Origin of the sequence: Clostridium beijerinckii HUN142, from assembly GCF_000621745.1 — a bacterium.
Taxonomy (GTDB): Bacteria; Bacillota; Clostridia; order Clostridiales; family Clostridiaceae; genus Clostridium; species Clostridium beijerinckii_A.
This window is the reverse complement of record NZ_JHXK01000043.1, coordinates 21,423-33,614: the sequence shown is the minus strand read 5'-3', so window position 1 is coordinate 33,614 and position 12,192 is coordinate 21,423. Positions and strand designations below refer to the sequence as shown.

The 12,192-nt window shown below is 29.0% G+C and carries 10 protein-coding genes and 1 rRNA gene; all 11 read right to left on the bottom strand.

All coding sequences use genetic code 11. The features are described from left to right. Window positions 1-243, bottom strand: a 16S ribosomal RNA gene (locus T483_RS0117160); the annotation flags it as partial. A gap of 696 nt (window positions 244-939) precedes the next feature. Next, entirely contained in the window at window positions 940-1,860 is a 921-nt protein-coding gene (locus T483_RS0117155) for an aldo/keto reductase (RefSeq protein WP_026887953.1), read from the bottom strand. A 91-nt stretch (window positions 1,861-1,951) separates the two neighbouring features. Further along, window positions 1,952-2,827 carry a MurR/RpiR family transcriptional regulator gene (locus tag T483_RS0117150; RefSeq protein ID WP_035790309.1) on the bottom strand — a complete coding sequence of 292 codons (876 nt, stop codon included), beginning with the start codon at window positions 2,825-2,827 and terminating at the stop codon, window positions 1,952-1,954. Window positions 2,828-2,857: 30 nt separating this feature from the next. After that, window positions 2,858-3,826 carry a Gfo/Idh/MocA family protein gene (locus T483_RS0117145; protein ID WP_026887951.1) on the bottom strand — a complete coding sequence of 323 codons (969 nt, stop codon included), beginning with the start codon at window positions 3,824-3,826 and terminating at the stop codon, window positions 2,858-2,860. A 53-nt stretch (window positions 3,827-3,879) separates the two neighbouring features. After that, on the bottom strand, window positions 3,880-4,554 hold the full coding sequence (rpiA, locus tag T483_RS0117140; RefSeq protein ID WP_026887950.1) for a ribose 5-phosphate isomerase A: 675 nt from the start codon (window positions 4,552-4,554) through the stop codon (window positions 3,880-3,882). Between the two features lie 186 nt (window positions 4,555-4,740). Then, on the bottom strand, window positions 4,741-5,274 hold the full coding sequence (locus T483_RS0117135; RefSeq protein WP_026887949.1) for an ECF transporter S component: 534 nt from the start codon (window positions 5,272-5,274) through the stop codon (window positions 4,741-4,743). Between the two features lie 194 nt (window positions 5,275-5,468). Next, entirely contained in the window at window positions 5,469-6,623 is a 1,155-nt protein-coding gene (locus T483_RS0117130; RefSeq protein WP_026887948.1) for a pyridoxal-phosphate-dependent aminotransferase family protein, read from the bottom strand. Between the two features lie 211 nt (window positions 6,624-6,834). After that, window positions 6,835-7,146, bottom strand: coding sequence for a PTS sugar transporter subunit IIB (locus T483_RS0117125; protein WP_026887947.1), 312 nt, complete (start codon window positions 7,144-7,146; stop codon window positions 6,835-6,837). Window positions 7,147-7,465: 319 nt separating this feature from the next. Next, complete coding sequence (locus tag T483_RS0117120; RefSeq protein ID WP_026887946.1) at window positions 7,466-8,848, bottom strand: L,D-transpeptidase family protein; 1,383 nt, start codon at window positions 8,846-8,848, stop codon at window positions 7,466-7,468. Between the two features lie 298 nt (window positions 8,849-9,146). Further along, window positions 9,147-10,388: a L,D-transpeptidase family protein gene (locus T483_RS0117115; RefSeq protein WP_026887945.1), complete on the bottom strand. Its 1,242-nt coding sequence runs from the start codon at window positions 10,386-10,388 to the stop codon at window positions 9,147-9,149. 677 nt (window positions 10,389-11,065) lie between these two features. Further along, complete coding sequence (locus tag T483_RS0117105; RefSeq protein ID WP_026887944.1) at window positions 11,066-11,965, bottom strand: chemotaxis protein; 900 nt, start codon at window positions 11,963-11,965, stop codon at window positions 11,066-11,068. Window positions 11,966-12,192: the final 227 nt, after the last annotated feature.

The following is a 12,192-nucleotide window of genomic DNA, read 5'->3' as shown; positions in this document are numbered from 1 at the left end:
TAATGCGACGCGGGTCCATCTCATAGCGGATTACTCCTTTAATTGCTATGCCATGCGGCACTACAATCTTATGCGGTATTAATCTTCCTTTCGGAAGGCTATTCCCCTCTATGAGGCAGGTTACCCACGTGTTACTCACCCGTCCGCCGCTAATCCGTTCCCGAGGGAACTTCATCGCTCGACTTGCATGTGTTAAGCACGCCGCCAGCGTTCGTCCTGAGCCAGGATCAAACTCTCAATTAAAAGTTTAATCTTAGCTTACTCAAATAAAAATTGCTGGTTTACTTAAATGTATTTATATCATTCTGTTCAATTTTCAAAGACCAATTTCTTTCTTACAACTTTCGCTGTAATTTTATTTTTTTCTGTCACCCTCAAGCGACTTTCTTAGTATATCACTTGATTTTCAACTTGTCAACAATTTTTTCAAATCTTAAATCGCTTTATTTTAAAGTTCTTCAATATTTTTTTTAAATTGCTTACCGCTCTTAGCGACGTGTTTTATCTTACCATTAATACTTCTTAACATATATTCTCTCGCTCACAATATACAGCTTTTATATTTTAAATTCTCAATATATATATATAATACTACAATATTCTACTAAGGATACGCCTGGCTTAGTTATTTGAGTATTATCTTTAGATTCATTCTATTTTTCAATTATATTAGTTTTTAATGCTTTAAAAACTTATCTAGATTGCTTATTATTTAAATTTCCCATTTGCTAACGGCATACATGAATAATCTTTCATTAAATTTCCTTGTTCTTTATATCTCAGAATAAATTTATTTTGTAGATTTGAGCTGACACAAAAATTTCTTAAAGAGATTTATAATAAAATGATTTAACTTATACTTTGATTAACTTTTCTACATAAAATAAACTGCCTTGAAGTAGAACTCAATTCCACTTTAAGACAGCTATCAATTTTAATTTATGGTAATTTATTTCCCGCTGCTAGATATATTTCATACCATTCTTGTCTAGTCAACGTAATATTTGATGCTTTGCATATTTCTTTTATTCGTTCAGTATTCATAGATCCAACTATTGTTTGTATCTTTGCTGGATGCCTTAATATCCATGCAGTTGCAATTGCAGTATTAGTTACTCCGTGCTTTTCTGATATCTCATTAATCTTCTTATTCAATTCTGGGAATTTATCATTGTCTAGAAATACTCCTTCAAAGAATCCATATTGATAAGGAGACCATGCTTGAATGGTTATATCCTTAAGTCGGCAGTATTCTAATACTCCTCCATCTCTATCTATAGAAGCATCATTTTTAATATTCATATTTAATCCTGCATCTATCATTCCTGTATGCATTATACTAAATTGCAATTGATTTATAATTATTTTGTTATTCAAATATTTATTAAGTAGTTCTATTTGCATTGGAGTATGATTGCTAACCCCAAAGTATTTTACTTTACCACTTTCGTGTAACTTAGAAAAAGCTTCTGCAACTTCTTCAGGTTCCATAAGTGTATCTGGACGATGTAGAAGTAACGTATCTACGTAATCTGTTTTTAATCTCTTCAAACTGTCATCTACTGAATTTAAAATATGTTCTTTTGAAAAATCATACATTATTCCTGGTACAATGGCACACTTAGTTTGAATAATCATTTTTTCTCTTATAGAAGAATTCATTTTAATTGCATCTGCAAAAACTTCTTCTGATTTTCCCCCGCCATATATATCAGCATGATCAAAGAAATTAATTCCTTCTTCCAATGATGTCTTAATAACTTTTTCTGCCTCACTCTTTTCAACTGATGCCATTCTCATACATCCAAGCCCAATTTCGGAAGCTTTAATCCCACTATTCCCAATATTTATATTTTTCATCTTTATACCCTTCCTTCTTTAATACTAATATCTATTTAGAAATTTAAATTAAATATAAGCTATATTCCAATTTATTTATCATACTTTCTCTCTATATTTTTCCTTCTGCAATAGATTGTTCATGCTGACTAATCCAATTATATGCATCTTCTTTATCCCTTGTTAAAAGCAAGTATAAGATTTCTATAACAACCATAGCGGATACTCTAGAAAAGCTAAATTCATCTAAAAATAGTTTTTCCCTTGTTGAAGTATTTATATGATATTTGCTTTTATTAGCAACAGGAGAATTCTCATGATTAGTTATAGAAATAGTTGTTGCCTGCCTTTCATTTGCAATTTCAAGTAAGGCTACAAGCTCTTTTGAAGCTCCTGAATTGGATATTACTATAACTACATCTTCTTTAGTTAATGTATATGAAAATGCAAGTTGCGTTTCCCATATAGTATTAGTAACAGACGATATTCCCAACTGGTTAAATTTATATGCTCCATCCATTGCTACAGGTATTGTATTACCAACTGCTGCAAATTGAACAATTCTTGCTCTTTTAATTGCTTCTAATATTTTTTTTATATTATCTTCATTCATCATTGAAATTGTTTGTTTTAATTCTTCAATTTTATTTGCTAATATATTTTGAAGTGATTGCATTATATTGTTGGAATCTAACTCATTTGATATATTGCTACTTTTTAAATTAACCATTTCTTTAGCTATTTTAATTTTCAAATCATAAAAACCTTTTAAGTCACACTTTTTACAGAACCTAACTATTGTAGCTTCACTAACACTACTTTCTAGGGCTAACTCAGAAACAGTCATTTCAATGACTTTTTCTTTATTATTAATTATATAATCAGCAATCTTTTTCTCTGCTTCATGTAAACTTTTATAAATGCAAAGAATTTTATCTAGAACACTCTTTTCTATCTCTCTCACTTTAATAATTACTCCCTTAATCATCGTATTCAAGTAATTAATTTATAAAACTTATTACTCAAAAGTATAGCTTAAATTCCATTGTTTCCTTACCTGGTCCATTATATCCATGACATCAACCGACAATCTTAAAGTATCATTACCTGTTTTATTCATTACCATCCTATTTACGCATTCAATTTCATATTCTAGAGCTTTTGAGCCATTACCTTCTTCAATAATTTCTACACTTCCATCAGGATATGTAATTGTTGCTTTATCTGCTCTTGGAAAATTTTCAACGGTTATATATCCTAATTCTCCGCATACAATTCCTCTCTTCGGCTGTTTTGCTCTCATAGTTAAAGATATAACTGCCATTTCATTATCAGAATTTTTAAGAATTATACCTGACTGCTCATCTACTCCCGTTTCAAATTTTTTAACTGTAGTTAAAATTTCCTCTGGCTGGCTAGAAAGAAAGTACCTTGTAAATGATAATGCATATGTTCCTATATCAAGAAGCGCACCACCTGCTAAATCCGGACTAAAGAATCTATTTGTTACGTCATATTCTTTAAGGCTTCCAAAGTTAACTTGAATCATTTTAATCTTTCCAAGCTTGCCATCATCAACAATTTTGCGTAACTTTTTATATAACGGCATATGATAAATAGTCATTGCTTCTGCCACTATTAATTTTTTCTCATTTGCTAAATCAACTATTTCTTTTAATTGCTTTCCATTTACAGTAATTGCTTTTTCACAAAATACGTTTTTATTATTATTAAGACTCTTAATTATATATTCATAGTGATTGCAATGAGGCGTCGCTATGTAAACAACATCTATATTATCATCTTTTAGCATTTCATCATAATCCCCATAAGCTTTTTCTATATTATACCTATCGGCAAAATCTCTTGCCTTTTCAATATTTCTTGAACCTACAGCATATATACTACCATTTACCTCACTTATAGCCTTTGCAAAATCTGCTGCAATTGTTCCAGGCCCTAGTATTGCCCAATTTATTTTATTCATATCCTTCACCTCATATGTTTTAATTTTAAATTTTATTTTTAATTAAATTATCTTTACGAAATTTCTCTAATACCTTCCTCACTTGCAATAATTACTTTTGTAATTACATTAGTAAATAATGATGTTTCTATAACTCCACAAATTTTTATTAGATTATCATTTAGTTTGTGAATATCTTTTACATTATTAAAGAATACATCTATTAATAGATTTCCATTATCACTTATAGTAAACCCATCCTTTATATCACTACTTCTTATCACTGGATTTCCATCTAATTCTAGTACCTTTTTTTCAACATACTTTAAAGAATCCTCTAAAACTTCAAGTACTACAGGAACTTTAAATGTTAATTCTTTTTCAATTTTTTCTTCATCAACAAGGAGAATATATTCTTCTGCCATACTAGCAATTAATTTTTCCTTTGTATGAATTCCTCCACCGCTTTTCAATGCATTTAATTTTTCATCAACTTGGTCACAACCATCAAAGGCAACATCCACTTTATCCACAGAACTGGTGTGTAAAACTTCTAAACCCTTTTCTATGCAAAGCATTTTTGTTTTTATTGACGGGGTAACTATCTTTACGCTAATATTTTTATCCTGTTTTATAAATTCTATTAAGTAGGCTATACTTCTCCCTCCACCTAGACCTACTACCATTCCATCTTTTATATATTTCATAGCTTCCTTAGCACTATTTTTCTTTAAATCGTTATCACTCATTCTCAATACCCTCCTAAATACAGTATAAAGTTAATATAATCATAATATGATATATTTATTTCGTCAATATTATTCTTCATGAAATAAAATTTCATAAGATATTATCATTTATTATAGACTTTGCTAAATTCAAAAAATGATGCTGTGAAGTAATACAAATCACTTCACAGCATCATTTTTGTGCATTTAAATATACTTTTTATATCTTCTAAGTACTTTAGTAATAGGTAATCCCAGTAATAATCCAATAATAATTTGAGTTACATTTCCAGGTATTGATGCAACTGGTGCTACCCAGTTTCCATAAAGAATTCCTTCAGTAATGTAGTATCCAGCTATCATCCAAATACCTGATAGTATAATTGCTAAAAGATTAAGTACAATACTATTACCTTCTTCATTTTTACTCCATGTTATAGCACCAACCATGTATCCCATAACCCCTCTTACTACGAACGTGAATGGAGCCCAAAGTGCCCATCCTGATGATAAATCAAATATTGCCATTCCTACAGCAGCAGCTATAGCTCCCTTCTCTTTTCCGAAAACAATTGCTGTAACAAATAACATTACAGTTCCTAAATGAACTAATCCACCAGTAGCTAATATCGGTAATCTAATATTTATAAATGCTGTTGCAACAAATATTAGTGCTGTTAATAATGCTGTTTCTACCATGTCTTTTGTTTTAAATTTGCTTTTTCTTCTGTTTATTTCCATTCCTTACCCCACCTTTGCTTATTATATAATTAGTAACTAAATTGTTGATTTTAATATTATCCACTATATACAAACTCTAAAAAATTTAATTCATCAAAATCCATCTTAAGCTATCATACATTGTATACTAAATAATCTTATCAAGAATGAACTATATTATTTAGAATTTATTTACCTGAATAATTAAACCTTCGTCAAAAATTCCTCTCTTCTAAATACTTACTAAATAAACTTACTAGTTCCTTATCACTTTCAAATCCAAGATCCTTTAATCCATTCTCAATTATGTTTAATGCATAGAGAAGCTTATCGACTTTTGCATTCTCTCCCATATGTCCTACTCTTAAAATTATATCTTCATATGGATTTAGCGATGTTATAATCAAAGTATTGTATTTACTCAACATATGGTTTTTAAGCCTCTGAGCTCCTATGCTTTCTGGTATTTTAACCGCTGTCACTGTATTTGAATAACCATCTAATAAAAATAATTCAAGTCCAAATTCACTAACAGCTTTCCTAGTTGCATATGCTATCTTTTCATGTCTTTCAAGCACATTTTGAATTCCTTCATCCAAAATATTATCAACTGCTTTATCTAAACCCATGATATCACTTATTGGCATTGTATATGGGAACCACTTATTTGTGTAATAATTTTCCCAGATATTAAGATTACAGTAAAACCCTATTACTGGAGTCTTTCTATTTTTCATTGCTTCTTTAGCTTTTTCGCTGATACTTACCATAGTTAATCCAGCTGGAGCTGAAAATGCTTTCTGAGATCCACCTAATGCTATATCAATTTTCCAATCATCAACCCTTATTTCTTCTCCACCCATTGCAGAAACAGAATCAACAACAGTTAAAATTCCATACTCATTTAATAATGGACATACCTTAGATAAATCATTTAAAACTCCCGTTGGAGTATCACAATGAACTATTGTTGCATATTTAAAATTATGATCTACCTTTAAAAATTCATTTAACTTCTTTTCATCTATAGCTCTGTTATAATCGCATGAAAAATATACCACTTCTCCTCCATACATTTCAACAAAGTCCTTAAAACCTCTCCCATAAATCCCATTGTCTAAGACAAGTACTCTATCACCTGGTTCAGTAAGAGATGCACATGCCGCTTCCAATCCTAAAATACCTTCACCACTTAGTATATATACAGGATTTTTTGTTTTAATTATTTCCCCTATTTTATCGCAAGTATTTTTATAGAATTCTACAAATTCTTCATCAACATCTGGATTAGTAGTTATCCTAGCTCTTTCTAATCTGACATTTTCTCTTACACTTGTTGGTCCTGGAGCATAAACAAATTTTTCATTCATAAAATGTATCACCTTCTTTTCTTTTGTATTTTATTATTAATTAAAATATCATATAAAACAAAAAAAGTAAATTGTACGGATACAATACGTTTTTTCTATTTCCTTTTCTCAATATATAGTAAATTTAAAGCATAAAAAAATAAGCTTTCCAAAACAACTTGAAAGCTTATTTAAATTAAATATTTTATGAATGCTTAAACTTATTTTGCATTTATTTCTTGTCTGCTAACTTCAATGCAAAATCCAATACTTTTTGACCATTCATCATTCCATAATCAACCATTGGTATTACATCTACTGGAATTCCTAATGGCTCACAAATTTTCTTTGCCTTTCCTAATGTATATCCAACTTGTGGTCCCAACAATGCAACATTTACGCCATCTAGATTTTTATCCATTTGACTTTCTGGAAAAGCTTCAATATCTACTTCTATACCTTTAGTCTTGGCTGCATCATTCATTTTATTAACTAAAAGACTTGTTGACATTCCTGCTGCACAAAATAATCTAATTTTTATCATAATTAATTCCTCCTAAAAAATGTATTTATTCTAGTACTATTACTTAGTTAAAGTATTTACAAATTTTCTTAATTTAATTATTTAATCAATTAAACTCTTTTTTGTTATTAAATAATCTTGTCCATGTTCAAATAAAACTCTATTATAGGAAAACCATTAAATATCAATTTTCCATTTTTATTGATCGGCATGAATTTATTATATACTAATAAATTTCCTTTGTAAATGTTTTCTAATATATCCATTTATAAAAATATAAGCCCCAACATAATGATTGGGATTTATATTTTATTTTAATTTAATCATTTTAGAATCTCTACTAATAACAAACTACCGGAGTCCCTTCTTCAATATTATTAAACAGCACCTTTGCTAAGTAATATGGTGCATTAACACATCCATGCGAACCATTCGCTTTATATATATTTCCACCAAACTCTGATCTCCAACTTGCATCATGTATACCAACATTCCCATAAAAAGGCATCCAGAAAGAAACAGGACTACTATAATTTTCGCCTTTCAAGGTAGCATCCTTTTGCTTATAATTTAATTGATAAACTCCAGTTGGAGTCGGAGAACCTCTGCTTGCATTACCTGTAACAACATCACCTTCTATTACAAGTATTCCATTTTTGTAATACCATAAGTGTTGAATATTCATATTAATTTCCACATAAGTATTCCCTATGTCATTACTATCATGAGATAAAGCAACTTGCTTATATATAGGCTCTTTTGCTATATTTTCTCCTTTCTCAATATCTTTAATCAACTCTTTTGCTTCCTGTGAAGTATCAATTATCCATCCATAATTTCCTCCACTAACTTTTGTTATTGTTCCTAAAGATGTTTTGAAATCTCTTGTTTTACCTGATGTATTATACGTATTAGCAATTTTTTTCATATACTCATAAACTTTTTTTTCATCAATTGTAACTGAATAATCTTGGCTTACCTTAAGCCAATTGTGTATTATGGATCCATCAATAACTTCATTATCTTCACCAAAGGAATATGTAATTTTTGATGCTACATATCTATCTAGTTTGTTTTTAGCATCAATAACTTCCTTAGATGTTGATATATACTTAGGATTTTCATAACAATTAATTGATTCTAAATTAATTTTCTCTTCTCCATTCATGATTGCCTTTATTAAGTGTTCATACAAAGCGTCTTTATTAATCTTATTCCCATATATTTCTTTATTAATTATATATCCATTATCTTTATATTCTAATTCAGGATTTTTAGGTTCTACTACACTGTTTCCTGTTACACAAGAAAGATTAATGAAACTTTTCTTTAATAAATCTTCATTATACGATACAGCGTCTGTAATTACATAATTCTCCTTTCCTAGAAAAGATAAAATCCATCCAAATGCAATTTGCTTATTTTTTAGCTCTTTAATTTTATTTCCTAAATCATATATTAAATTAATATCCTTTCCATTTATTCGTTCCTTTACATCATACCGTTCTTCTAATTCCAATGAATATGTATCTGTTTTAGATAATATTTCTTCTTCTGCCTCTTGCACAGTTTTATTAGAAACATCAATACAGTTAATTGTTGAACCAAAATAAAAATGATTAATAAAATGTATCGAAACTAGTGAATATATGGCTATTAAGACACAAATAATCATTATTATTTTTTTTTGATGTTTTGCGTACTGCAATATTTGTTTTCCCACACTTATCCCACCTGACATAATTCAACATTACAATTTCTATTTATAAATCCTAGAATCATAACTTATAATCCGAGAATGTATAATAATTAACTTTTTAAAAATATTTTATATTTTAATAATTATGTAATTACAATTATATTTAGAACATTTTAAATTCGAGTTATTAATTGTAAAATATTTATTATTACATATAAAAAAGGAAAATCCTGATCTAAAAAGATCAAAATTTTCCTTTGCATTATTTATTAATAAATTAAATTTTTAATTATCATGCATTACTTAGAAATACATGACATTATTACTCATGAACAATAACAGGACAGCCTGGACTAATATTATCAAATATTGCCTTTGCTACGTAATACGGTAAATTTACGCATCCATGCGAACCATCTGTCTTATATATTTCCCCTCCAAATTCATCTCTCCAACTTGCATCATGGAGACCAATATCATTCTTAATAAAAGGCATCCAAAAACTAACTGGTGCTGCATAATCTTCGCCTCTTAATACTGAATCTCTTTGTTTTGAATTTAAGTAAAATACACCTGTCGGTGTTCCATGTCCAGTGCTTTCGTTACCTGTAACTAGATCCCCTTCTACCACAAGATACCCATCCTTGTAGAACCATAAATGTTGTTTACCCTTATCAACTTCAACAAAAGTATCACCAACATTACTAAAATAACTGGATGTAGAAGTTTGAGTGTATATTGGATATTTGCTTATAGTTTGTCCACTCTTTATATTATCAATTAGAGCTTTTGCTTCCTCTGAAGTATTGATAATCCAACTATGATTATTACCATTATCTCCACCACTAACTTTTATGCTTGTTCCTAGTGATGCTGCGTAAGTATTCGCCATATTATCTACATAGTTTCTAACCATATTTTCATCAATTGTTACATTAAAATTGCTATCAACGCCAATCCAATTCTTTATTGTTGAACTATCTAGATATTGTGTTAATCCTCCAAAATTATAAGTAATTTTGGAAGACAGATATCTATTAAGTGTATCCCTAGCACTAACAACTACTGGAGAACTTATTTTGAATCTAGGCTCTGAACTTTGGTAACAGTTAGTAGCTTCTAAATTTAATATCGTATCTCCATTTTGAATCGCTTTTACTATACTTTTATATAATATATCTTTGTTTATTTTATTTCCATAAATTTCTTTTGATATTACATAACTATTATTTACATAGACTAAAGTAGCATTTCCAGATTGAACAACTTTGCTATCATCAGAGCAACTTAGCTTATTTATAGAATCCTGTAACAATTTATTATCAAATGTAATACCCGAATCAATTTTCAAACCAATGTCAGATCCATTAATTTGCTCCTGAGCTCCTCCTCTTTCTTGCAATATTAAAGTATATGTTTCAGGTGACTTTTGTTTCTCATTTTGGGTTTCAGCATAGGCACCTATACTATTAATAAAAGAAATTAAAAATACAATGCTCAGACAATAAAAAAAGGCTATCATCTCTTTAGTAATTTTATTAGATCTATTTTGTTTCTTTTCCATAAAAACCCCCTTATATAAGATTCTATAAATATTAAATTTTTGCACATACAAGAAATTTTTATATAGATATTATAAAGCTGTTATATACATTATTCCTCCTTTGATAGCTCATTGTAAAATATAAAATCTCTTGAATAATATAACATATTATTAGTAATTGTACATTACATATTATACAATATTTTCCATATAATAATCAATTGTCATATAACATTTCCTTTAATTAATTGTATATCCGCATTAAAGAACAAAATCACAAGCGACTGCGGAATCAGGGATTTTTTTACGCATCCGCCTTCTTAAGTGTATGTGGGAAAAATCTGCATATTAGAAATGGCAGCTATGCACTACTTAAAAGAGCTGCTATGCTGCAATACGTAACTTTTCTACAATATTGAACTTTTCTCTATATAAAAACATTTTATACAGGCGAATATATTTTCTTTTTTATTCTCTTTTAAAAGACTACCTTCTGAATCAGCCTTTCCCATAATTTATACCCTCAATGGCACAATGTCCACAAATTATTCAACTATATAATTTCTTAGAGAATAAAAAAGGCATGAATTTTTCACTCATACCTTTAACTATCCTATTAGATTAATTTTAGCAGACCTAAAATTTAATTATTCTAGTTGTGTTTTGGCATAATGATAAACACTTTAAATATCAATTTTCTACACACCTAATAGCCTATCTATTGTATCAACAAGCTCACTTACTTCAGGCTTGCTTAATTGTGCATTTGCCCCAACAGATTCTCCCTTATGTCTTAATTCTCCTGTAATTAGTGATGAGAATATTACAACAGGAAGCTTTTTCAATGTTTCATCTTCTTTTATTTTTCTTGTCAATGTAAGACCATCCATCTGAGGCATTTCTATATCTGTAATAAGTAGATGAGCTTCTTTAATAAACTCTTCCCCTTTGTTTGCCGCTAATTCTTTAATAAAATCTAACGCTTGTTTACCATCATCAAAAATTCTTAAATTCTTAAATCCTGCTTTTGTAAGCGTATCTTTTAATAGCCTTCTAATTAAAGCAGAGTCATCAGCCATAACTAATTTTATAGATGATCTATCCTTATAATCTACTTGTATAAGTCTATCTTCACTTATTCCAATACTTGGACAAATATCTGTAACTATTTTTTCAAAATCAAGCATAATTAATACTTTCCCATTTAAAAGTATATTTCCAACAGCTAATGAATTTTCTGATAAATCATCAGGTTTTCTTATTTCTTCCCATCCTATACGATGAACTCCAACTATATCGTCAATATTAAACGAAACCTTAATTTTATTAAACTCACAAACTATAACTTTAGAGCCAAGGTTTCCTGCGGATCTTTTTGTTAATATGTATTTTAAATCAATCAAAGTAAGTATTTCATCCCTGCATAGTATGAGACCAGCTATCTCTGGCTTAGGATCTGGCAATTTAGTTAAGTTTGAAGGCATTTCTATTACCTCTTTAACCTTTACAACATTAATTGCATAATGATTTCCATTTGCTATAAATTCTATTATTTCTAATTCCCCAGTACCCGATTCTAATAATATGTTATTGTTCATAATATCTCTCCCCCTTACTTAAGATCTTTCAATTGTAGAATTATTTTTTGAAACATATCCTTTCACTTTCTTGTAGTTATCACAGCATTGATTCTATGTTTTATATAGCATTCATAATTATAGCTTATATATACATGTTAAATAAACATATTATTCTATTTATTGCTATACCTTTATTAAATACTTACATCTATTATCGTTACCATATATAACTTCTTTAATTATAT